This window comes from Flavobacterium sasangense DSM 21067, from assembly GCF_000686885.1.
Taxonomy (GTDB): domain Bacteria; phylum Bacteroidota; class Bacteroidia; order Flavobacteriales; family Flavobacteriaceae; genus Flavobacterium; species Flavobacterium sasangense.
In genome coordinates this window covers 21,144-45,007 of sequence record NZ_JMLU01000023.1, presented here as the reverse complement: position 1 = coordinate 45,007, position 23,864 = coordinate 21,144, and the positions used below count along the sequence as shown (strand labels likewise).

Annotated in this window: 18 protein-coding genes; 9 read left to right on the top strand and 9 right to left on the bottom strand. The window is 33.4% G+C overall.

Features of this window, described 5'->3' with window-relative positions:
- Positions 1-39 precede the first annotated feature (39 nt).
- Positions 40-1,389, top strand: coding sequence for an acetyl-CoA carboxylase biotin carboxylase subunit (gene accC / locus BP92_RS0110385; protein WP_026726014.1), 1,350 nt, complete (start codon positions 40-42; stop codon positions 1,387-1,389).
- A gap of 37 nt (positions 1,390-1,426) precedes the next feature.
- Here the strand turns inward: accC and BP92_RS0110380 are convergent, their stop codons facing one another.
- From BP92_RS0110380 to BP92_RS0110370, 3 genes are all read right to left on the bottom strand, one after another.
- The gene (locus tag BP92_RS0110380; RefSeq protein ID WP_084329722.1) at positions 1,427-1,942 is read right to left on the bottom strand and encodes a hypothetical protein; all 516 of its coding nucleotides are present in this window, start codon (positions 1,940-1,942) and stop codon (positions 1,427-1,429) included.
- A 71-nt stretch (positions 1,943-2,013) separates the two neighbouring features.
- Entirely contained in the window at positions 2,014-3,918 is a 1,905-nt protein-coding gene (locus tag BP92_RS0110375; RefSeq protein ID WP_026726012.1) for a S9 family peptidase, read from the bottom strand.
- A gap of 93 nt (positions 3,919-4,011) precedes the next feature.
- Positions 4,012-7,230 (bottom strand): reprolysin-like metallopeptidase, encoded by a 3,219-nt coding sequence (locus BP92_RS0110370; RefSeq protein ID WP_026726011.1) that lies wholly within the window; start codon positions 7,228-7,230, stop codon positions 4,012-4,014.
- A gap of 266 nt (positions 7,231-7,496) precedes the next feature.
- Between BP92_RS0110370 and BP92_RS0110365 the strand changes: the two genes are divergently transcribed.
- On the top strand, positions 7,497-8,741 hold the full coding sequence (locus tag BP92_RS0110365) for a dicarboxylate/amino acid:cation symporter (protein WP_035693287.1): 1,245 nt from the start codon (positions 7,497-7,499) through the stop codon (positions 8,739-8,741).
- Positions 8,734-9,417, top strand: a complete 684-nt coding sequence (locus BP92_RS0110360; protein WP_026726009.1) for a DedA family protein — start codon at positions 8,734-8,736, stop codon at positions 9,415-9,417. The genes BP92_RS0110365 and BP92_RS0110360 overlap by 8 nt, the downstream gene beginning before the upstream one ends.
- Here the strand turns inward: BP92_RS0110360 and BP92_RS16770 are convergent, their stop codons facing one another.
- Positions 9,418-10,878: a TlpA family protein disulfide reductase gene (locus BP92_RS16770; protein WP_051604444.1), complete on the bottom strand. Its 1,461-nt coding sequence runs from the start codon at positions 10,876-10,878 to the stop codon at positions 9,418-9,420.
- Positions 10,879-10,968: 90 nt separating this feature from the next.
- Here BP92_RS16770 and BP92_RS0110350 point away from each other — a divergent pair, with 90 nt between their 5' ends.
- From BP92_RS0110350 to BP92_RS16110, 6 genes are all read left to right on the top strand, one after another.
- Positions 10,969-12,081, top strand: a complete 1,113-nt coding sequence (locus BP92_RS0110350; RefSeq protein WP_026726008.1) for an NAD(P)/FAD-dependent oxidoreductase — start codon at positions 10,969-10,971, stop codon at positions 12,079-12,081.
- Position 12,082: 1 nt separating this feature from the next.
- Entirely contained in the window at positions 12,083-12,820 is a 738-nt protein-coding gene (gene mtgA, locus BP92_RS0110345) for a monofunctional biosynthetic peptidoglycan transglycosylase (RefSeq protein WP_026726007.1), read from the top strand.
- Between the two features lie 10 nt (positions 12,821-12,830).
- Positions 12,831-13,655, top strand: coding sequence for an SDR family oxidoreductase (locus BP92_RS0110340; protein WP_026726006.1), 825 nt, complete (start codon positions 12,831-12,833; stop codon positions 13,653-13,655).
- Between the two features lie 41 nt (positions 13,656-13,696).
- Positions 13,697-14,017: a hypothetical protein gene (locus tag BP92_RS0110335; protein ID WP_150111914.1), complete on the top strand. Its 321-nt coding sequence runs from the start codon at positions 13,697-13,699 to the stop codon at positions 14,015-14,017.
- Positions 14,018-14,124: 107 nt separating this feature from the next.
- On the top strand, positions 14,125-14,928 hold the full coding sequence (locus BP92_RS0110330) for a TIGR00266 family protein (protein ID WP_026726004.1): 804 nt from the start codon (positions 14,125-14,127) through the stop codon (positions 14,926-14,928).
- A 78-nt stretch (positions 14,929-15,006) separates the two neighbouring features.
- Entirely contained in the window at positions 15,007-15,480 is a 474-nt protein-coding gene (locus BP92_RS16110; protein ID WP_051604443.1) for a hypothetical protein, read from the top strand.
- A 27-nt stretch (positions 15,481-15,507) separates the two neighbouring features.
- Here BP92_RS16110 and BP92_RS0110320 read toward each other — a convergent pair whose 3' ends face one another.
- From BP92_RS0110320 to BP92_RS0110300, 5 genes are all read right to left on the bottom strand, one after another.
- The gene (locus tag BP92_RS0110320) at positions 15,508-15,960 is read right to left on the bottom strand and encodes a 6-pyruvoyl trahydropterin synthase family protein (protein ID WP_026726003.1); all 453 of its coding nucleotides are present in this window, start codon (positions 15,958-15,960) and stop codon (positions 15,508-15,510) included.
- A gap of 7 nt (positions 15,961-15,967) precedes the next feature.
- The gene (locus BP92_RS0110315) at positions 15,968-16,147 is read right to left on the bottom strand and encodes a hypothetical protein (RefSeq protein WP_026726002.1); all 180 of its coding nucleotides are present in this window, start codon (positions 16,145-16,147) and stop codon (positions 15,968-15,970) included.
- Complete coding sequence (locus tag BP92_RS0110310; protein ID WP_035693284.1) at positions 16,144-16,899, bottom strand: enoyl-CoA hydratase/isomerase family protein; 756 nt, start codon at positions 16,897-16,899, stop codon at positions 16,144-16,146. Before BP92_RS0110310 ends, BP92_RS0110315 begins: the two co-directional genes overlap by 4 nt.
- A 2-nt stretch (positions 16,900-16,901) precedes the next feature.
- Positions 16,902-20,351 carry a T9SS type B sorting domain-containing protein gene (locus BP92_RS0110305; RefSeq protein ID WP_026726000.1) on the bottom strand — a complete coding sequence of 1,150 codons (3,450 nt, stop codon included), beginning with the start codon at positions 20,349-20,351 and terminating at the stop codon, positions 16,902-16,904.
- Positions 20,352-20,418: 67 nt separating this feature from the next.
- Complete coding sequence (locus BP92_RS0110300) at positions 20,419-23,823, bottom strand: hypothetical protein (protein ID WP_026725999.1); 3,405 nt, start codon at positions 23,821-23,823, stop codon at positions 20,419-20,421.
- Positions 23,824-23,864 lie beyond the last annotated feature (41 nt).

The following is a 23,864-nucleotide window of genomic DNA, read 5'->3' as shown; positions in this document are numbered from 1 at the left end:
TCTAATTGACACATTGTCTAATTGTCTAATTAAAAGAACATGTTTAAAAAAATATTAATTGCCAATAGAGGTGAAATTGCACTACGTGTAATTAGAACTTGTAGAGAAATGGGCATCAAAACGGTTGCGGTTTATTCAACTGTTGATGCGGAAAGTTTACACGTAAAATTTGCTGATGAAGCGGTTTGTATTGGACCTGCACCAAGTAAGGATTCTTACTTAAAAATGTCAAATATTATAGCTGCTGCCGAAATTACAAATGCAGACGCTATTCACCCAGGATACGGATTCTTATCTGAGAATGCTAAGTTTTCAAAAATTTGTCAAGAGCATGGTATCAAGTTTATTGGTGCTTCTCCAGAAATGATTGAAAAAATGGGAGATAAAGCTACAGCAAAATCAACTATGATTGAAGCTGGAGTTCCATGTGTTCCTGGTTCTGAAGGGATTTTAGAAGATTTCGAACAAGCTAAAAAAGTGGCTAAAGAAATTGGATATCCTGTAATGATGAAAGCTACTGCTGGTGGTGGTGGTAAAGGAATGCGTGCTATTTGGAAAGAAGAAGAACTTGAAAAAGCATGGGAAAGTGCACGTCAAGAAGCAGCAGCAGCCTTTGGAAATGACGGTATGTACATGGAAAAACTGATTGAAGAGCCACGTCATATCGAAATTCAAGTTGTTGGAGATTCTTTTGGAAAAGCGTGTCACTTATCAGAAAGAGATTGTTCGGTTCAACGTCGTCACCAAAAATTAACTGAGGAAACTCCATCGCCTTTCATGACAGATGAATTACGTGAAAAAATGGGTACAGCAGCAGTGAAAGCAGCTGAGTATATTAAATATGAAGGAGCTGGAACGGTTGAATTCTTAGTTGATAAACACAGAAATTTCTACTTCATGGAAATGAATACACGTATCCAAGTAGAACATCCTATTACAGAACAAGTAATTGATTATGATTTAATTCGTGAGCAAATTATGGTAGCGGCTGGAATTCCAATTTCAGGAAAAAACTATTATCCACAATTACACTCAATAGAATGTCGTATTAACGCTGAAGATCCTTATAACGACTTCCGCCCTTCGCCAGGTAAAATTACAGTTTTACATGCGCCAGGAGGACACGGAGTACGTTTAGACACACACGTTTACGCTGGATATACAATTCCACCAAATTATGACTCTATGATTGCTAAGTTGATTACAACAGCACAATCAAGAGAAGAGGCTATCAATAAAATGAAGCGTGCTTTAGATGAGTTCGTAATCGAAGGAATCAAAACTACCATTCCATTCCACAGACAATTAATGGACGAACCCGATTATGTGGCTGGAAATTACACTACAAAATTCATGGAATCTTTTGTAATGAAAGATCCTCAAGAATAATAACTAAAAAAGCGATTTCAATTTGAAATCGCTTTTTTTACCCTAAACTTTTAATTAATTCGTCAATCTCTAATTTCTGATTTTTATATTTCAATCGCAACGGATTGGCTTCTTTTTCAGAACGGTCGTAATACACCATCGCTTTTTCTGCAAAAAACTTTTGATGAAAAATAGACGCTTTTGGAATTAAAGGGAACTCTTTGTGAAACAACATTTCGTAATAGGCTTGCCATTCGCGTTCGTTTTTGTCTTGCATCGCTATTTCTGGTGCTTTTTGTTTTACGTGCATCATTTCATGTGCCAATAAATTCAACATCAAAACCAACGGAAATTCAAACGTATTTTCTGGAATGCGTATAATTTGTTTACCTCCAATTTCACCTTCGGCAGTCATTAAAATAAAATCGGGTTTTGCGGCTTCTCTAAATTCAAAACCTGCAAAATTCGGGTGTTCTAATTTATATACTTTTAAAAGCCATAGTGCTGCCTCTTTCGTTAAGCCATGCTTATGAAAGGTTTTTATGGTGAGTTCTATGTCTTCGAATGGCATCATTTTCAAGGTCAAAAATCAAATTCAAGAGCAAGTTCAATTTTCAAATTGTTCTTGCTCTTGTCCTTGAACTTTTAAAGCGTTTCTTTTAACCAACCAAAAAATTCTCTTTGCCAAACTAATGCATTTTGTGGTTTTAACACCCAATGGTTTTCATCTGGGAACAATAAGAATTTACTTTTTATTCCTTTTAATTGAGCCGCTTGAAAAGCTTCTTGTCCTTGTCCAATTGGCACGCGATAATCTTTTCCACCTTGGATAATTAAAATCGGAGTATTCCAGTTATTGATTAACTTAATTGGATTGAATTCGTTATAGGTTTTTTGCGCTGTAGTATTGTCTTTTTCCCAATAAGCGCCACCTGAATCCCAATTCGTAAAGAAAACTTCTTCTGTAGTTCCATACATACTTTCTGTATTGAAAATACCACAGTGCGAAATGAAGGTTTTGAAACGGTTTTTGTGAATTCCAGCTAATTGAAATACAGAGTAACCTCCATAACTTGCACCAACAGCACCTAAGCGTGTTTTGTCTACGTACGATTCTTTTGCTACATCATCAATTGCTGCTAAATAATCATCCATCACTTGTCCGCCCCAATCGCCAGAAATTTGTTCGTTCCAAGCGGTTCCGTGTCCTGGCATTCCTCTTCGGTTTGGTGCCACAATTACATAACCTTGCGAAGCCATCAATTGGAAATTCCAACGGAAAGAATACGATTGTGTCAACGCACTTTGTGGTCCGCCTTGGCAATATAAAAGCGTTGGATATTTTTTAGTTTTATCGAAATTTGGAGGTAAAATTACCCAAACCAACATTTTTTTACCATCGGTAGTCGTAACCCAACGTTTTTCTGTTTTACAAGAAGCGATTTTAGCATAAGCTTCATCATTAACTTTCGTAATTTGTTTCCAAGTTTTCTTAGTTAAATCATACGAGTATACTTCTGGCGCATGGTTCATATCATTTCTAGTCACTAAAACCGAAGTTCCTGAGAAACCAACAATTCCATTCACATCAAAATCACCATCTGTTAATTGAGTTACACGTACTGCAATTCTAGTTAAACCAGGAAAATTAACTTCAAAAAGTTGCTTCGTTCCTTTAATTGGTGCAACAAAATATACTTTTTTCCCATCGGTACTCCAAGTGAAACTATCAACTGTTCCGTCCCAACCCGCAGTTAAATTAATGTCTAATCCTCTATGACGAACAATAATATCATTTTTATCGGCTTCATAACCATCGCGTTTCATTTGCAGCCAAGACAAATCACCTTTTGGAGAAAAAATCGGATGGGTATCGTAGCCTAAGTTGCTTTCGGTAAGGTTTTTTGTGATATTTGTTGCTAAATCGTATTCGTATAAATCGGTGTTGGTACTGGTTGCATAAGCAGTTCCCGCTTTCTTTTTAGAAACGTAGATGATTTTTGTTCCATCTGGAGACCAAATGTAATCTTCGTCACCACCAAAAGGTTTTTGAGGCGCATCATAAGGTTCGTTTGGCATAATATCAATTCCAACGGCATCTTTTTTATTTTCTGAATAGAAAACGTGGTTGTGCGTTCCATCATTCCATGTATCCCAATGACGATAATCTAAGCCTGTGTAAACTTGTGCCGTAGTTTTTGATAATTCTGGATAAAGGTCTTTTCCTAATAATTTTTCTACCTTAACTTCTTTTGAAAATAACAGAAATTTTCCATCAGGAGAAATATTTTTGTCATTTAATATCGATTTATAATCTTCTACCAAAGTAGCATTTCCGCCTTGAACAGGAATTGTATAATATTTTGAATTGATTTTATTTTCTTCAATAGAAGGTGTTCCTACTTTGTAAACTAAAAGTTTTCCATCTTTCGAAATTCCTAAAGGAGTAACTCTTCCTAATTGCCATAAGGTTTCGGGAGTCATTACGTTTTGTGCGCTTGTAGCAGTTATACTCATAATACAAGTAATTAGTAAAGCTAATTTTTTCATAATTGTAAATATTAATGGCATAAAAATACAAAAATATAGCCATAAAAAAACCGCTCCATGACTGAGCGGTTTTTAGATTTCCATTTATTGGAATTATTGTTTGATGAAACGTTTCATGTTTGTTCCATTAGCAGTAGTAACTTCAATCATGTAAGTTCCTGTCGCTAAGTGGCCAACACTAATCGTGTTATTTTCTACTTTTCCATTTCCTAAATCTTGACCCATAGCGCTGAAAATTCTGTAAGAAGCTTCGCCTTCAAAGTCTGAAATGTTTAATACGTCTCCTTTTACAGGATTTGGATATAAACTGAAAGTTAATTGAGTTGCAGCTTCAGTTTCTCTAGCAGTTGAAGTTACGTTAATGGTGTAATCTTCTACTTGTCCGTATGAGAAAGCTTCGCACGATGTTGGTACACCATTGTATTTCATAGAAACTCTCATTCTTTTCGCTCCTACAGTTGTTGTTGCAGGAATTGTGAAACTTCCACTCGCAGGAGTTGTTTTTGAAGCAGCTTTAGTAAATACTGTTTCTCCAGCATCAATGAAATCACCATCGTTATTGTAGTCGATAAATACAGCATAACCTTCACTGTAAACAGTGCTTGTCCAAGATGGAGTAATAGTAATTGTGTATGCAGTTCCTCTAACAGCATTTGTTGAAATTGCTGTAAAGTTTTCGTAACCTGCTGTTCCTGTAGAAGCATTGTTAATAGTTCCAAATTGAACTCTTCCAATTCTTTCATCAGCAGTGCTATTACCTTGAGAAGCACAATACGTTACGGTTGTGTTTGCTAAAGTGGTTACGTTTACGGTGTTACTTGAAGCTGAGATGTTTCCAGCAGCGTCTTTAGCTCTAACTGTAAATGAATAAGCAGTTGAAGCAGTTAGTCCAGTTGCGGTATATGTAGTTCCAGTAACTGTTGTTAGTAAAGTAGTTCCTCTATATACGTCATAACCTGTTACACCTACGTTATCTGTTGCGGCAGTCCAAGACAAGTTAGTGCTTGTTTGTGTTGTTCCAGAAGCAGATAATGTTGGAGTTGATGGAGCAGTTGTGTCTGTAGTTGTTGCTGCTAATGTAGTTACATTAACTGTATTACTAGCAACTGAAACATTTCCTGCAGCATCTTTTGCTCTTACTGAAAAAGTATAAGCAGTTGAAGCTGTTAATCCAGTAGCTGTATAAGTTGTTCCGGTAACTGTCGTTAATAAAGTAGTTCCTCTATATACGTCATAACCTGTTACACCTACGTTATCTGTTGCAGCTGTCCAAGACAAGTTGGTACTTGTTTGAGTAGTTCCAGAAGCAGATAATGTTGGAGTTGAAGGTGCAGTTGTGTCAGAAGTTCCAGCAGTAATTGTGAAATTTGTATTGGATACATCAAAGAAAATATGATTTGTTCCTTTAATCATGATTCTGTTTTGAGTTCCAGCTGTATTTGGAATTGTTACTGCTTGAGTTCCGTCATTTGGAGTAGCAGCTAATAAAGTCGACCAAGTTGTCCCCCCGTTAGTAGAGATTAAAATATCTACATTAGCACAGTTTACCCCATTTGCAGTTGTTCCTGCAACGTTCCAAGTAATGGTTTGCGTTGAACCACCTGCGTATGAAACCGCTGTATTTGGTGCAGTAACTACGAAAGGTCCAGCAGTTCCATTTACAGTTACAATCATATCATCACTGTTGTTTGTTGAACCACCGGCTCTGTTATCTCTTACTGTAAATCTAAAATTCATAGTTCTAGCTACCGAAGGAACAGCTTCAACCACAATTTCTGAACCAGAAGTAGTAGTAGCTCCAGTTAAAACTGATTGCATTCTTGGAAAATATCTTGTAGTAGATGTTGAAGGGCTGTATGATCTGAAAGTTGGTCCAGATGTTTTAGTAGCACTTGCAGCAGAGCTTGCTCCAGTTTGAGTTGAAGAAGCATTGTCAAATTGCTCCCAAATGTAAGTTAAAGCATCTCCGTTAGCATCAGTTCCAGAACCAGTTAACATGAATGGTGTGCTTTTTGGAATTGTATAATCTAATCCAGCATTTGCTGTTGGGACAGAATTTCCAGTTGCTGTTAAAGTTGGACACGTTTTTGTTTTAATGTTATTTGTAACTTGTTGAATGCTGATTGCATGAAAATATGGATCAGAATTCATTTGAATGTCTTGACTCGTAATACCAGCATATCCCATGATAGTTGAACCAGAACCAGGTTCCATGTTAGCTCCTGTTCCTTCGTTATTCATAGAGAAAGTGTGGTTAGCTCCAAATTGGTGACCCATTTCGTGAGCTACATAATCAATATCAAAAGCATCTCCTGAAGGAACTCCGTTTGCTGGAGAAGTATAACCACTTCCTTTTCCTAATGGAACAGTTGAAGTTGGATTCACACAAACACATCCAATACAACCTGCATTTCCACCACCACCAGTTGCACCAAATAAATGACCAATGTCGTAATTAGCATTTCCGATAGTGTTAGTTAATGTGGTTTGCAATTGTTGGTTCCAATTTGACATCGAACTTGATGCAGAATATGGGTCTGTTGAAGCACTTGTGTAAATTACTAAGTCAGTATTTGAAATTAATACCATTCTAGCATTAAAATCTTTTTCAAAAACACCATTAACACGCGTCATAGTGTTGTTAATAGCAGCCAATGCTTGAGCTTTTGTGCCGCCAAAATAAGCAGTATATTCTCCTGTAACTGACATTGCTAAACGGAAAGTTCTTAAGCTTCCATCGTCTGCATTTGGTCTTAAATTACTTCCATCGGTTGGCGTAATTCTATCTAAAACAGAACATTCAAATTTAGTAAAAGCAGTTCTCTTGTCTGCTTTTGTGTAAACGGTATACGTTTGTAAATCTTGAGAATAAGGCTCGACAAATACAGCTGGTTTTCCTGGATTTAATACCATAGACTTAAATCCAAGTGGCGAAGTACTGATGTAAGCGCTTGCTGTTGGATTGTCAATTCCAATCCCAATATACGATTTGATTTCTGGATATCTTGCTGCTAATTCAGGTTCCATGTTGGAATTTTCATAGATTTTGAAATTTTCCATTGTCCCATCAGGATTAGGTAAAGCAAGAATTACATTTGAATTTTGATTAGAAAAACGATTGGGAGCATTTTTTAAAAAATTTGCTGCTGCTGGAACATCTAAATCTAAAAGTTGTTTTTCTGGAAGGTCTAATTTACTTTCCAAAGCCACTTTGCTTTTACTTTGAGCTGTTTTCCAAAAGGTTCCTTTGTCTTGAGCTTGTAGGAAACTCGTAGTTGCTAATAAAGCAATAAAGAGAAATTTTTGTTTCATAAGTTATAGTTTGGGTTTTAGTTGAGCAAATATATTTAAGTTTTTTAATATTGCAATACGAATAATTAAAAAAAATTATTTAAAAAATATCATATTTATAATTTTAAAACAAAAAAATTAAACATATGTTAATAAAGTATTGGTTATTTTACTTTTAAAGCAAAGTGTTAGTTTGCAATATTTTAACTACCACCTTAAAATAATATTCTATAATCATTTTAAGGTTAAAAAAAATATACCTATTTTCACAATCTTAAAATTTAAAGATTGTGAAGAATAATAAACTATTCATATTAATTATCATTTCGCTTGTAATAGGCGTTGCAATGGGCGGAATTGTACATTATCAGTTTCCAGATTCAATTGATGCTTTTTCAAAAAATATAAAATTACTTGGAACCATATTTATCCGATTAGTTCAAATGATTATTGCTCCATTAGTTTTTTCAACTTTAGTGGTTGGAATTGCTAAAATGGGCGACATGAAAATGGTTGGTCGTGTTGGAGGAAAGGCAATGGCATGGTTTATTTCCGCATCATTGATTTCTTTACTTCTTGGAATGGTGTTAGTTAACTTTTTTGCACCAGGAAAAGGAACTTCTATCAAGCTAGAAGATACTTCTAGTGCTTCTGAATTATTAGAAAATTCAAAAGGATTTTCATTAGAAGAATTTGTGAAGCACGTTATTCCAAAAAGTTTGTTTGAAGCTTTGGCAACCAATGAAATTTTACAAATCGTAATTTTTTCTATCTTATTTGGTGTCGCTTTGGCTGCCTTTTCAAAAAAAGAAGCAAAACCTATTTTAAAATTACTAGATACAGTGTCTCACGTAGTTTTAAAAATGGTTACGTATATCATGTGGACAGCACCATTAGGGGTTTTAGGTGCAGTTGCAGGAGCTATCGCAAAACATGGTTTCGAAGTATTTACGCTATACGCAAAATATTTAGGTGCCTTTTTTGTTGGTATATTAGTTCTTTGGTTATTGCTATTGTTTGTAGGATATTTAATTTTAGGAAAGCGATTATTTGTGTTACTAGAGAGAATTAAAAGTCCATTGTTGATAGCTTTTTCAACAACAAGTAGTGAAGCAGTGTTCCCTAAAATGGTAGAAGAATTAGAGCGCTTTGGATGTCAACCAAAAATCGTATCATTTACATTGCCTTTAGGTTATTCTTTTAACTTAGATGGAAGTATGATGTATATGACATTTGCTAGTATTTTTATTGCTCAAGTGTATGGGATCGATATGTCAATAGGAGAGCAATTAACTATGTTATTGGTTTTAATGTTGACGAGTAAAGGTGTGGCTGGCGTTCCAAGAGCTTCTTTAATTGTGGTTGTGGCAACTTGTGCTATGTTTGGTATTCCGCCTGAAGGAATTGCATTAATTTTACCTATCGACCATTTTTGTGATATGGCAAGAAGTATGACGAATGTTTTAGGAAACGCCTTGTCAACTGCTGCAATTGATAAATGGGAATCTAAACCTGAAGAACATCATGGATAATTTTCATTGGACCAAACTATTTAATCCCGAATTCTATATTACTATGGAAATAGGTGGTGTGCCCATCGGAATTTACATGGTTTTATTTATCGTTTTTGCTGAAACAGGATTGTTTGCTGGATTCTTTCTTCCTGGTGACAGTCTTTTGTTTTTGTCAGGAATTTACAGTCGTGAATTAGTTGAAACTTTTTTCATGATTCCAAGTGATTTGTCTAATGTTTCGATTTTGGCGTTATTAATTGCCTCAGCGGCTACTCTAGGTAATATTTTTGGATATTGGTTTGGAGCCACTAGTGGTCAATTCTTATACAACAAACAAGATAGTTTCTTTTTCAAAAAGAAATATTTATATGAGTCTCAAGCGTTTTTTGAAAAACACGGAGGTAAAGCCATTATTTTCGCTCGTTTTCTTCCAATTGTGAGAACTTTCGTGCCTATTATAGCAGGAATTGTTCATATGGAGAAAAGCAAATTCATGTTTTATAACGTGTTGAGTTCTATTTTGTGGTCCTTTCTTCTAGTTTTTGCGGGTCATTATTTATACGGATTCTTTAACGAAGAATTTGGCATCGATTTAAAGAAACACATCGAAACTATTATCTTAATTTTAATTGCTGTTACTTCATTTCCATTGATAATGAAAGCAATTAAATCTAGAAAAAAGACTACTGATTAATTATTTACTTTGTAACAAGCTATTCAATTCTTGCTTGATTTTTTCAGAATCAGGAGAAGGCGCTTTTGGATTTGAAATTTCACCATTCGAATTTAGTAAAACATATCTTGGGATAAAATCAATTCCTAGTTTTTTTAAGTATTCTGAAGTTTTTGGATTAATTATTAAATAGCTGTTTTCGGTTAGTTTTTCAAATTGATTTGCTTTTTTCCAAGCTTCAAAGTTAGCATCTGTGGATAAGTATAAAAACACAATTTCTTTTTCTTTGAATTCTTCGTGTAATTTTCTCGAACTTGGAAGTGCTGCTCTACATGGCGCACACCAACTCGCCCAAAAATCTATATAGATTATTTTACCTTTATTAGCTTCAATAATTGCGGATAATGTAGTAGCCTTTTTGTTTTCGTCATATAAAACAACTTCAGAAGTATTTTGCTTTAAGGCTTCAATGTCAACTAAAAAGGCATTTTCAAAACCTTCAATTAATTTTTTATCATTTGAATATTTTTTAAAAATTGTAATATAAGTTGATAATTTTTGTGAGTCTGATTTTGCAATTCGATTCAAATAAACGTACAACAAATATTCTTTTGCTTTAGCAGAAAACAAGTCCGATTCTTCAATTTGAATAAAGCTATCTTCATGATCTTCATATTGCATGCTAATATCTCTTGTTTTGGTTTTGTTGTTTGCAGTTTTTAGTTCAACATCTTTTAATTCTTTTGAGTGCTTCTTAATTTTAAACTCGTTTTTTACATATAATTCCAAAAAATAGCGATACGACTTTAACCAAATTAATTCGTCGTTTTTAAGTTTGTTTTTATAATCAGAAAAATTTGTTTTAGCATCTGTATTTAGGGTGTAAAAAGTGATGTAATTCAACTGCGAATCATACGTTTCTTGTGAAATTTTATCTGAGTTTAGAAGTTCATCTAATGCTACTTTAGAGCCTTGAATAAAGCTGGCTAACTCCGTTTTATATTCTTTTTCTTCTTTTGAATTTCGACTTCTTTTGTTGGTTTGAAAAAAGACAAAATTATCAATCGGAAAACTTAAATTTAGTTGGTGTTCTAAATTCAAATCAAATGGTTTTACGTCTCTGTTTTGAATTTTGAAATTAGGAAATCCTTTTTCGTAATCAATTTCAACTACATCATTTGCATATAAAATAACTCTTGAGCTTTTATTCAATTCTTTCCAATTGTGGATTAAAAAAATCTTATCCGATTCAATATTCAATTGTATTGTGTCGCTTTTCTCTTTATTATTTGGTGAAAGATAAGTTTCTCTGTACGAATTATATTCTGAATAATTTATCAGCGAATTCATTCTCTTAAATCCTGAAGTTTCTTCAAAATGGTAATTACTTTTTTTGAAAATTAGCGTTATGCTTTTTGAGGAATTTTGAGCAGAAATAATTTGGCTAAAAAACAACGTTGTAAAAAGTAAATAAATTCTCATTTTTTCAGATTTTTATATCATAACGCAAATAACGAGATTTAGTGTGTAACTAAAAACAAATTCTTACATTTACTTTTTAAATTTAGAACAATGCAACTCAGTTATTGGGAAATAAAAAATTGGTTTTCAAACGTCGATTTTACTATCGTAGGTAGTGGAATTGTGGGTTTACATTCAGCATTAGCTTTGCGTGAGCGATTTCCTTCTGCCAAAATTCTAGTTCTCGAAAAAGGTGTTTTGCCTCAAGGTGCGAGTACAAAAAATGCTGGATTTGCCTGCTTTGGAAGTATTTCCGAAATCATAGACGATTTAAAAACCCATACCGAAGAAGAAGTCATTCAACTCATTCAAAAACGATATGCAGGATTGCAATTGCTTCGAAAAAATCTCGGTGATTCGGTAATTGATTTGAAACCTTATGGCGGTTACGAATTATTTCTAAAAGAAGACGAATCGTTTTATAACGAATGCATTCAGAAAATTCCATTCATCAATGATATCATAAAACCACTTTTTAAAACCGATGTTTTTTCAAAAGAAATAGATCGATTTAATTTTGGAGGTGTTTTCGAAAATTTAATATTCAATCCGTTTGAAGCGCAAATCGATACTGGGAACATGATGCAAGCTTTACTAAAAAAAGCACATCAAAATGACATTCTGATTTTAAACAGTCAAACCGTAACAAGTTTTCAAGAAGTAAACGATGGTGTTGAGGTGGAGACCAATGGAATTTCTTTTAAAACCAATAAATTATTGTTCACCACAAACGGTTTTGCATCACAAATAACTAATAATCAAGTTAAACCGGCTCGAGCACAAGTTTTAATCACAAAACCAATTCCGAATTTAGATATTAAAGGTACTTTTCATTTAGATAGAGGCTATTTTTATTTTAGAAATATCAATGATAGAATCCTTTTTGGCGGTGGAAGAAACTTAGATTTCGAAGGTGAAACCACAACTTCTCACGACACAACCGAATTGATTCAAAATCGTTTGGAAGAGTTATTAAAAACAGTAATTTTGCCACATCAGGAGTTCGAGATTGAACACCGATGGAGCGGCACTATGGGCGTGGGAACACACAAAAAACCTATAGTAGAACAACTTTCAAACCATGTGTATTGCGGAGTTCGTATGGGCGGAATGGGAGTTGCCATTGGCAGTTTGGTCGGACAAGAATTAGCAGATTTAATATAGAATGGCAAAAAAAACTACTACAAAAAATAAATCACCAAAAGCACCAGCTAAAAAAAGAACTACAGGGCAAAAGATATTACGTTTCTTTTGGTTGCTCTTTTTATGGTTCAATATCATTAGTTTTTCGGTTGTTTTACTTTTCAAATTTGTTCCAGTTCCGTTTACACCTTTAATGGGTATGCGCGCTTTAGAACATAATGAAGCTGGGAAAGAAATGACATGCAGTCATGAATGGGTGCCAATTGATGAAATTTCATTAAACCTTCAAAAAGCAGTTATCGCTAGCGAAGATGGTCGTTTTTTAGAACATTCTGGTTTTGATTTTGAAGCTATGCAGAAAGCGTTCAAGAATAATCAAAAAGGTAAAAGGCTAAAAGGAGGAAGTACTATTTCTCAACAGACTGCAAAAAATGTTTTCTTGTGGCAAGGTAGAAGTTATGTTCGAAAAGGTCTAGAAGCTTATTATACGGTTTTAATTGAACTAATTTGGGGCAAAAAACGCATCATGGAAGTCTATTTGAATAGTATAGAAATGGGTGATGGTGTTTATGGAGCAGAAGCAGCTGCAAAACATTGGTACAGAAAAGATGCCGCTAGTTTAACCCGTTATGAAGCGGCCGGAATAGCTGCAATTTTACCAAATCCAAGAAAGTACAAAGCTTCAAATTCATCATCATACATTAATCGTAGAAAAGCAAGAATAAGTCGTGAAATTGGTTACGTGAAATTAGATTATTAAAAATATAAATTTGAAAAAAACTATTCTTATCACAGGTGCTTCAAGCGGAATTGGGAAAGAAACTACCTTATATTTTGCAAATAATAATTGGACGGTAATTGCTACTATGATTTCACTTGATTTAGCGGATGATTTAGGTGCGATTCCCAATGTTTTTTGTTATGAACTCGATGTGACTTCTTCTGAAAGTATAACAAAAGCAAAAGATAAAATTTTAAATGACCACAAAACCATTAATGTTGTTTTAAACAATGCTGGTTTAGGCTACAGAAGTTTTGTAGAGTTGTCTGAAGACAATAAAATTGATAACATTGTCAATGTTAATTGGTTGGGCGCGGTTAAAGTGTGTAGAGCCTTTATACCTGTTTTTAGAGAACAAAATTTCGGGCAATTCATTACAATTTCTTCCATTGCGGGATTGGTTAACTTACCTTTGGGAAGTTTTTATCATTCCACAAAGCAAGCGGTTGAGAGTTTTTCGGAATGTATGGCGTATGAACTTTTAGATTTTAATATTAGCGTTAGTACGGTTCAATTTGGTAATGCACCTACTTCTTTTCAGTCCAATGTGACAAAATGTTGTGCTACTCCAATTGATTCTTATAATAAATTAATGGAAAAAGTGACAGCGATTTTACAGAAAAAAACGAAGAAGAACACCAATCTTACTCCTATTATTACTAAAACATTATTCAATATTGCTGAAAATCCAAAGAAAAAATTTAACCGTTACACGATTGGTTTCGATGCTAATTTTATGAGTTTCATAAGACGTTTACTAGGATATAAGTTATTTAATTCGTTAATTCGAAAATCGGTTTTAGGACATTTTTAATTTTATATCATCTAAAAATCAATAATTTAAAACGTAATACTATGAAATTAGTCATTTTAGCTCTAAGCTTTGTAATGTTAACCTCTTTTGGAACTCTAGAAGAAGTAAGTTTAAACAAAACGTCAAATTCAGAAGTTGTAATTGGCGAAAGTTTCTCACTTATAAACGATTCAAAAGACAAAATTTCAATTCATACCGGAACAGGTTTTGTGTCTTTGAATAAAGGTTCAAAAACAAGTATTGGGTGTAATGTTGGTAAAGAAGTACGTTGGGCAAATGAAGGTAAAAAAGGAGATGTAATCTTTAAAATTACAGCCGATATGTGCGGAAAAACCTTAAAATTATCTGAGTTGACTAAATAAGATATTTCTAAATATAATTTAAAACCGAAAGCTTTGTTGTTTTCGGTTTTTTGTTTTTACAGTAACATTTTATTTATCTGTTCGACTAATTAGGTAAACTAAAAATTATGAGAGCACACGAAATAGATTACCATATTTATGGTGAAGAAATGCAATATGTAGAAATAGAGTTAGATCCGCAAGAAGTAGTTATTGCCGAAGCCGGAAGTTTTATGATGATGGAAAACGGCATCAAAATGGAAACTATTTTTGGCGATGGAAGTCAAGATCAACAACAAGGTATTTTTGGAAAATTATTATCTGCTGGTAAACGAGTTTTAACTGGTGAAAGTTTATTTATGACGGCTTATCAAAACTTAGATTTTGGAAAACGAAAAGTTTCATTTGCGTCGCCATATCCAGGAAAAATTGTTCCTATCGATTTACAACAATTAGGTGGAAAATTCATCTGTCAAAAAGATTCATTTTTATGCGCTGCAAAAGGCGTTTCAGTTGGAATCGAATTCACTAAAAAAATCGGAACCGGATTATTTGGTGGTGAAGGTTTTATCATGCAAAAAGTTGAAGGTGACGGAATGGCATTTGTACATTCAGGAGGAACTTTGGCTAAAAAAGAATTACAACCTGGTGAATTACTTCGCGTGGATACTGGATGTTTAGTAGGTTTTACAAAAGATGTAGATTACGATATTGAATTTGTTGGAGGTATCAAGAACACCATTTTTGGAGGTGAAGGGATTTTCTTTGCAACGCTTCGTGGTCCTGGAATTGTTTACATTCAATCGTTACCATTTACTCGTTTAGCAGATAGAATTATAGCATCGGCACCTAAAGCTGGTGGAAGCAGTAGAGAAGAGGGAAGTTTACTTGGAGGATTAGGAAGAATGCTTGACGGCGACAATCGATTTTAATTTAACTTATTTTTATATATTGATTTTCAGTAGTTTAGATTAAAATTTGTAATTTTATTAGTCTAAACTCTGGAAATCATGAAAAATAAAACAGTATTAAAAAATGCATTCCTAATTTTTTTAGGTATCGGATTGTTTTTCCTATTAATGGATTTTTTAGGATTGGCAAGTAAAAATTACTTACGCTCGTTAAACGCTTTTATAGTTTTATACGGAATTCATAAAACAATTAAGTATAATTACGATAAAGGAAAAATGGACTATTTTGAAAATCTATTTTCTGGATTTGTAACAGGAGTGTTAGGCGTTTTCCTTGGAATAGTTGGTTTAATCGCATTCATCTATATAAAAGGAGGAGAAAGCTATTTAACAACATTGTCTGATACTTTCTTTTTTGTTGGAAAAATAAATATCATTCAGTATTGTGGCGTTCTATTCTTTGAAGGTGTTGCTTCAAGTTTAATTGGCGCTTTTGTAATGATACAATTTTATGGTGACAATAAAATTAAAACAATAATTAAAAAGCCAAAAACAGCAAAGTCTCCATTATAGGGACGCACTTGTAATGCAGGTTTAGTGCTAATCATTATCACTTGCAAACCATTCTGCAAAAGAAGTCTCAGTTTCTTGCAAACGTAAGGAATGTAGTTTTATGTTTTCAGGTAAAAGATTTTTTATTTTATTTGAAAAATCAATTACCATGTTTTCGCTAGTAGGTTGGTAATCTACTAGAATAACATCATGTCCTCTTGATTTTAATTCATGAGCTAGTTCTATATGTGGAGTGTTTTTATTAAAAACTGTGGCATGATCAAAAACATCAACAATTTGTTCTTTTACAATTTTTTTCAAATCACCAAAATCGATTACCATTCCAAATTTCACATTGGAAGAGTCTTTTATAGGTTTCCCAATAACAGTAACCGATAATTTGTAACTATGTCCGTGAACATTTTTACATTTCCCGTCATAACCATAAAGAGCATGACCTGTTTCAAAGTTGAATTGTTTGGTGATTCTTATATTAGACATGGTGTTTTTATTTTAAATTTTGTTCTTTCTTTTTAGCTCTGTAATATAGTGTATAAGCTATTACTGCCAATACAATAAAAGGTACAAATGATCCAATTAAAACTCCTATTTGATATTGACTATCTGGAGCTTCTTTTAATTTTTGTTCTACATTTACTTGTTGTAAAAAAATAATTAAGTTTCTCATTTCTTAAATTTTTCTAATGCTTTTTTTGTAAAATCAGACAAAACTAGTCTTCCTGAAATAGCAGCTCTTTCATATAATAAGCTATCCCAATTATCGGTTCCTTCCCACAATACTTGTTTTAAATCGGATAATGCTTCCTTGTTATATTGCGCAAGTTCGTTTGTGTAATTTTCGAGACGTTCATCTAAATCATCTATGTTTTCAAAAACTTCAGTGAATAGACCTTTTTCTTTTGCCCAATTGGCCGATTTCCATAAAGTTGGGGTTAAGGTCATTTCAGCTAAAGCGGTTTTTCCTATTTTTCTACTCACAGCTGGTTCAATTACAAATGGACCAATTCCAATAGCAATTTCTGATAATTTGATATCGCTTTTTTGTGTTGCAAAAGTGTAATCACAAGCAGCAGCAAGGCCTACACCGCCACCAACAGCTTTTCCATGAATTCTTCCAATGATTAACTTAGAACATTTTCGCATGGCATTAATTACATTAGCAAATCCAGAGAAGAATTTACTTCCGTCTTCATAATTCGATATTGCTACCAATTCATCAAAAGAAGCTCCTGCACAAAAAGCACCAGTTCCTTCACTTTGTAAAATAATTACCGTTACAGATTCGTTTTTATTTAGCGATGCTAACTCATCTGTTAATTGTTGTAATAATGAGCTTGGAAATGAATTACTAGCTGGGTGAGAAAAAGTAACCTTGGCAATATTATTTGCTATTTCTGTCTTAATTGAACCTAATTCCATTTTTATCTTTTTAAACTGAAATGTGATCTAAATTCTTTCTTTTGATTATTTTCTAAATATTCTACTTTAAACCAATAATCAGTAGAAGGTAATAAATTTCCATTGTATGTTCCATCCCAACTTTCTCCATAAGGACTAATTTGTTTTAATAATTTACCATATCTGTCATAGATATAAATTACACCCTCATAAGATTCAGGTAAATAGATATTCCATTTGTCGTTATAGCCATCATTATTTGGTGTGAAATAATTTTGGTATGTTATGGTTTGTATTATGTTAGTTTGTAATAAGCCACAACCTTGAATATCTCTTACATAAATTGAGTAACTTCCATTTGGTAAATCGGGAAATATTGGACTTGACTGCCAATCTATAGCATTTAAACTATATTCATAAGTTCCAAATCCACCAACTGCAGTTGCAGTAATGGTCGATAACCCAATAGAAAAAGCTGGCGTAATTAGAGTTGCATAAACCGATTCGGGTTCTGAAGAAAAAGTTGCAGTAACACTGTCGGTTTCTGAACAACCTGTAATGGTATTAGTTACAATTACTGAATAGGTTCCTGCAACTGTTATGTCATATATAGGTGAGTTACCATTAGGGTTTGCGGGAGTCCAAGTATATGAATAATTTCCTGGAACAGTTGGTGTTGCATCAACAAGTTGTGATCCAATACCAGTTGTTGGATCTAAACATAAAGTGAAATTAACTCCTAAATCGATTATAGGTAATGGATTAATAATTAGTTCAAGCCAAGGTCCTAAACCAACACATTCATTATTTAAATTACTGTCCATTCTAACCCAAATAAGTTGGTTGTTTGGAATTGTATTTCTAAAATTTGTAACATCTGTAATTCTATTTATTTCTGAAATAGCATCTGTTTCTGTTAGATAGTATGAAAAATTGTAAGATTGACTTGAAGGAAATAAAGAGGTTAAGTTGCTTTCAATTCCAGTTAGATCAAAATAATGTATTCCATCTCCACTTGGATCACTTGTGTTAAGAAAAACATCACATTCTTCATTTTGGTATCGATAGCTTTGAGCAATTGTAGTAGCCGAAACGATTAAATTTACTTTAGCAGTTCTATAACATCCTTCTGAATTAACAATTCTTGCCCAAACTACAGCTCCATTAAATGCGTTAAATAAGATTTCATTAGTAACAAGATTTGTGTTATTCTCTGCTCCGTTTTGTGTATTATGATAACTAAATGTATAGGTAGCATCGTTAGAAATTAAAACATTAGCTTCTGTTAAATTAAAATCAGTTCTTGCATCTGTATCCGTATCACATTGTTTTAGCGTAACTTCATTATTAACTACAGGTCTTGGATTTACTACTAGATTAAATGAAGTAGTACTGTAACAAGATGTAGAAGTATTTGTTAAACGTACATAAATTATTCTACTATTTGTGTAAATAGAAGTTATTGCATTTGTGCCTAAAATAGCATCATTTGGGTCAGTATGATAGGTAACCACAATTCCAGATTGCGATCCAAGTATTTCGTTGTTTTTGGTTGTTAAATTAAAGGTAACAAATCCATTAGTATCATTTCCATCGGCGGTATTATCACATTCTTTTAAATCTGTTATTGGTGAAATTATCGGTAACGGATTATTTGTTACTGTAATTGCAGCAGAAACACCTTGACAAACACCAACAGAAGGGATGGTATAGGTATAGGTACCACTTGTATCAACAGCTGGATTAAATATGCCGGTTCCTGAAGCTAATGCTGGAGACCAAATACCACCCGTTTGAGCTCCGGTTCCCAAAAGAGTAAATAAATCAAATGGAGCGTTGTCTCTACAAGTTGCAATAGCATTGTTAGTTCCTGCATTTCCTGCTTGTTGAATAGTAACGTTAACTTTTACACTAATAGTTGTTAAAGATGCATTACAGTCTTTTGTAAAAGAATAAATATATTCTCCTGGAACATTTATTGTAGCATCAAAAATATTACCGTTCAATGGCGCTCCACCAACTGGCACAGTCCAGGTTCCGCCAGTTCCAGGATTTCCATTTATGGCATCAAATAAGTTGGCTGTTGAAACAGAACATACGGTAATATCTGAATCTTGAGGAGTACTGCCAAATCCAGAATAATATCCTGCATATCCTGAAGCGTTACCTAAAAAACCAAATACCCCAACGGCAAGAGGACCTGTTGATACCACATTTACGTCGCCCGTAACTCCACTTATTCTGTATGTAACCCAATCAGTATTTCCTAAAACATTTTGTGCTTGCGTATTAGGAACAGGATTTCCATCTACAGTTAGAGTAGCATTTGAATATGTTAAAATCATTAAATCAGATGTGTAGCTAGTGCTTCCAATTTGATCAACAGCAGGAATATTAACGGAATTCTGAAAGAAACAACTCAAAGGCGGAATAAAATTCATTCCAGAAGTTGCCGTATCGTTTCCACCACCAATTAATTGATATGCAAAAACAGGTTTGTTTGTTTTTACATATATGTTTCTATTTATTGTTCCCTGATATCTTGAATTTGGCACCAAATAGAATTGACCTGCATTTATTGTTACAACTGGTGTAGTATCATCATTAATAAAAACTTCTGTTCCATCTTCATGAGCTACGATTAATGGGGTTTCCATTTCAGGAGTTCCATTTCCTTCAATAAAAATATATTCTGTTCCAATTTGAGAGGCAGAAACAATTTGATCCAATGTGAAATCGCCTCTTCCTTCATCAATTCCACCTAAAGCATTTCCTGTATTTACAGCAACAGGTTTATCAGAACTTATTAAAGCGCCAATAATTCCTTCTAGGTTTTCTATATACATACTATATCCACTAAATACAACGCTTTGTCCTTCATTTAAAACAAATGTTTGTGAATCGCTAGTAATGTCACCGGTTCCTGAAGTAAAAATGACACCTGTATCGTAGTTTGATAATGTAACAGTTGTGTTGTCCTCAGTTGCCATTACACTGCTTACAAAAGATTTTCGATTATCTAATGTCTCATTTATCATGCAACCTAATCTAAAGCTTGTACCTATACCGGGTCTGCCTTTTGAAATTAAAGTTTCGGCATGACTGGTGTGTCTCATTCTAAAACTCGCATAAAAATCTTTTGAACCTTGTGCTATAATGCCACTATTTGAAACTACTGTGTTTACATCTGCAATATCTAAAAACATTTTTGTAGGTTGACCATTTCCAATAGTAATAACAACTGGTGTAGCTTGCGATAAACTGAATGGAGAACCTGGAAATGGCGCACCATTACCATCGGTTACTGTAACTAAAAAAGGAGTAACTTCGGGTGTTGATAAATAAAGATAATGATCTTGGATTGCAGTTTCCGATCGAGAATGCAAAGGCGGAATCCAATGCTTATTGCTCAATTGAGAAAAACCTAATGAGGTTATTAATAAAATTACAGTTATAAATATTTTTTTAAACATAATAGTATATCGGGTAATAATAAGCTCGTAAAATTAATCAGAAATTTAGAACTAATCTAAATATTAACTAAAAAAACGCTCGTAATTGAATATTTCCTGTATGAATAGTTTTACTAGTTTCGCTATCTCTTCCCTGATAATTGATGTTGATATCTAAATATTGGGTAAGATTTTTTTGTAAAAGCAATCGCCAAGTTTGATTTTTTCCAGGTTGTAAACCTTCAAGCATCTGAAACGCAACTGGCGCTAAATTATTGCCGTTAAATGTGTTTTTATAATAGGAAAACTCCCCATTCAAACTAAATCCTTTTGTGCTGTTTACTGTAAAAGAGGTTCCAAATCTGCTTTGAACTAATGTTTCTAATGCGCCAATTTGATTTTCCTTGTTTTGATATTCGTAAAATACATCCCAACTCGCATTTTTAGAGAACAAGTAACCAATTTTTGGCACTATTTGGTAACTTTTAATTTCATAATTGCGACTTGGATAATTCTCAGAAGTTGAGTTTGTTTTCGTAGTGTTTCCAGATAGGTTTACTAACCAACTTTTACGAATCAAGTGTTGGTATTGTAATTGGTGCGATTGATTATAAGCTGCTACACTTCCTATAGAAAGTAAACTTCTGGATTCGTTTGATAAATAAGAATATGTAGTAGAATGGTGTTGTTTTCCTCGATTAAAAAACAAACTGTTTCTAAAATTTAAATTCATTCCTACTAAATCCGCTTCTTTATTTTCAAATGGATTCAAGTTAAAATTAGCACCATTTCTAAAATTTTTTCTATCAATTAAATAAGAGGTTTGATTGTAAAAATGAGAAGCTAATTTCTTAATTCCAGTTGTCTTTTGCCATTCTGAAAAATTCAGATTTACAGTTTGAGAAAATTTATTTTGATGTGTTCTAATAAAAACCTGATTCGGTAAGTAAACTCTAACATATTTCGCTAAATCTGGAAATGGAGCAATTTCAAACTCTTGTAATTCCTGAATTCCATTGCCATTATAGTCGTTCCACATGTAAGTTCCTTGCGTAGGATCAACTTCTAAATAGGTGAATTCTTGTTGGGCTATAGTTCCAGATAAGGTTTCATAAACGGTTGTCAATTGCAATTTCTGTCCAAAAAAACGATCATTATACAAAACTCTTGAATTCAATGAAGGTTCATCTTTCTTGTTAGAATCCTCACATTGCAATCTTCGATAATTGACAAAAACGGCTAAGTTGCTTTTTTCGGTTTTCAGTAATTGCGATTTTAAATAATAAGAATTAGAAGTGTTTACACGTGTTATCGAATTGTTTTGTAAACTGTCGTTTTTACGTTGCAAATAACCTAATTCTACAAAAACCTTGGTCGAATCTCCTCGTCCTACAAAAGCACCATATTCGGTAAAGCGCTGACTCAATGCAGAAAACGTGTTCGTAGCTTTTATTTTTTCCGAATTGTCTTCCAAGTTTAAAGTAGCACCAATCCAATTTTTATTTATTTTATAAGAAGTACGATTTTGACTTCGTATAAACTTTGATTCCGAAGCTGTTGCATCACTTTTCATCGCGCTCGAATTACTCCAAATCATCCAGTTTTTTGAAGCATATCTTCCAGATAACGTATGTTTATTTCCCGAAAAAACATCGCCAAAAGTCAAATTTTCAAACTGATACAGTGCTTTTCCTTTATTGTTGAAATTGAAATCCAATCCCGAAGTTACAATACTTTGATTACCCAATGGCGTTGCCGAAATGTTCCAATCTCTATTGAATTCAATGTTGTATAAACGCTCAATTGTTTTGAAATTTTCCTGTACAAATTGAAAATTCATAAAAGCATCCATTTTTATGGATTTGTCAATAAGACGTTGCTTGCCATTAAATTTTCCAGCAAAACCCTTATTGTTATTGTCATCAATAGCAGAATATAAATTTCGGTCGTTATTACTCAATGCCATTTCGAAATCCAAATTTGTTTTTTCAGTTGGATTATATGTTCCAAAAACGGTTGCCATTTGAATTTTTGTTGGCGCAATCAATCGGATAATCGGTTCATAATTTCCTTGCGGAACACCAGCAATTGGAGCAATGTACTCGTAAATTTTTCCAACGGCTTGATTATTCGATAAAATATAATTCCCAAGATTATTCCCAACCAAAGAAAACGTTACATTATATAAAATATCGGTTGGATTGTTCGAATATTCAAACACTTCAACTGATCCAACAAACACTTTTTTATACAGAATTTTATTTTCAGAATAGCTATCCAAATAAGCCGATTCGCTAATCATCGCTGAAGTATCATCTCCAGCGGCTTGTAAAACATCAATTTGTTCCGAAGATAAATTTTGTTGCAATGGCTGGTTTTTAACATCACTTTCCGAATAAACATAACCACCAATTTGCCAATTTTCTCGCTCGTGCGAAATTCCGCCATACGTGATAAATCGTGTATAATTTCTATCGGTGTATTGATATTCAACATTGATTCTCATTTCGGAAGTAATCGGAAATAAAGAGGTGAAAATAATTTCTCCAGCGTTGTAATCGATGATGTAATCGTTGTTTTCACCACGAGTTTTCAAAATTCCGTTGACATAAACGCGTTCCGAACCTGAAATTACTAAAACATATAATTCGTTATTATTGCCGCGCAATTTATATGGCCCTTGATTGCCTTCTTGTCCGGTAAAAGTACTTCTTGCATATTGTCCGCGAACCAAAGCACCAGATGCAATGACTTCCGTTCTTTTATCAGGTGTTCCAAAAGTGAAGCGAGTGGCTAAACCTTGTACTTTTTTGTTGAAATTCAAGAAAGCTGATTTTCTGTTTTCCAGAAATAAATCTCCAGCTCGAATGTTCCATTTATCTGAAAATAATTCGATGAAAATTTGGTCAAATTCATCCAGTTTTTGCGAATAACCGCCTTCTTGCAAAGGAATATTACTGTCTTGAATCGAAGCACGCAAACTGACTTTATCGGAAATTTTTCCTGTGATTTGCAAATCTAAATTCGAATTTACCACCGTGTTTTGATTGTTTCCAATGGTAACGCCACGTGTAATACTTCCCGAAGTATTCAATCCATCGAAAGGTTTGAATTTAGTGTTTTTGTCTTTTTTGAAAACGACTAATTTTCCTGCTTCGTTTGAAACCACTTTGTCGTCATCATAAATAGAATACGTTTTGGTTAAAAACTCAGGAAATTTTGAATATCGGACAATTAGAGAATCCGAAGTGTTGATTTCTTTGGTGAAAACTAACGTTCCTTTTTGGAAATTTACTTTGTAAAAGCTAGTATCAATGACTTTTCCATTTTTATCTTTTATTTCAAAAAAGGAAGTATTTAAACTGAATTTTTCTATTGAAATCGTATCTTTTGAAAACGCAATTTTTTTAGTTGGATACGATTGCAACGTTTCCTGAGCAAAACCGCCCAAAAAACACAATAAAAATCCCACTAAAAAAACAATTTTTTGCATAAATACTATAACTCCGAATCTTCAAAAGTAGTATTTATTGT

Excerpts from the sequence above, each read along its gene's own strand:
- BP92_RS0110330 (WP_026726004.1), top strand. The coding sequence starts at position 14,125 with ATGAGAGCACACGAAATAGATTACCATATTTATGGTGAAGAAATGCAA.
- BP92_RS0110310 (WP_035693284.1), bottom strand. The coding sequence starts at position 16,899 with ATGGAATTAGGTTCAATTAAGACAGAAATAGCAAATAATATTGCCAAG.
- BP92_RS0110335 (WP_150111914.1), top strand. The coding sequence starts at position 13,697 with ATGAAATTAGTCATTTTAGCTCTAAGCTTTGTAATGTTAACCTCTTTT.
- BP92_RS0110380 (WP_084329722.1), bottom strand. The coding sequence starts at position 1,942 with ATGATGCCATTCGAAGACATAGAACTCACCATAAAAACCTTTCATAAG.
- BP92_RS0110360 (WP_026726009.1), top strand. The coding sequence starts at position 8,734 with ATGGATAATTTTCATTGGACCAAACTATTTAATCCCGAATTCTATATT.
- BP92_RS16770 (WP_051604444.1), bottom strand. The coding sequence starts at position 10,878 with ATGAGAATTTATTTACTTTTTACAACGTTGTTTTTTAGCCAAATTATT.
- BP92_RS0110300 (WP_026725999.1), bottom strand. The coding sequence starts at position 23,823 with ATGCAAAAAATTGTTTTTTTAGTGGGATTTTTATTGTGTTTTTTGGGC.
- BP92_RS0110320 (WP_026726003.1), bottom strand. The coding sequence starts at position 15,960 with ATGTCTAATATAAGAATCACCAAACAATTCAACTTTGAAACAGGTCAT.
- BP92_RS0110350 (WP_026726008.1), top strand. The coding sequence starts at position 10,969 with ATGCAACTCAGTTATTGGGAAATAAAAAATTGGTTTTCAAACGTCGAT.
- BP92_RS0110370 (WP_026726011.1), bottom strand. The coding sequence starts at position 7,230 with ATGAAACAAAAATTTCTCTTTATTGCTTTATTAGCAACTACGAGTTTC.
- accC (WP_026726014.1), top strand. The coding sequence starts at position 40 with ATGTTTAAAAAAATATTAATTGCCAATAGAGGTGAAATTGCACTACGT.
- mtgA (WP_026726007.1), top strand. The coding sequence starts at position 12,083 with ATGGCAAAAAAAACTACTACAAAAAATAAATCACCAAAAGCACCAGCT.
- BP92_RS16110 (WP_051604443.1), top strand. The coding sequence starts at position 15,007 with ATGAAAAATAAAACAGTATTAAAAAATGCATTCCTAATTTTTTTAGGT.
- BP92_RS0110305 (WP_026726000.1), bottom strand. The coding sequence starts at position 20,351 with ATGTTTAAAAAAATATTTATAACTGTAATTTTATTAATAACCTCATTA.
- BP92_RS0110375 (WP_026726012.1), bottom strand. The coding sequence starts at position 3,918 with ATGAAAAAATTAGCTTTACTAATTACTTGTATTATGAGTATAACTGCT.
- BP92_RS0110315 (WP_026726002.1), bottom strand. The coding sequence starts at position 16,147 with ATGAGAAACTTAATTATTTTTTTACAACAAGTAAATGTAGAACAAAAA.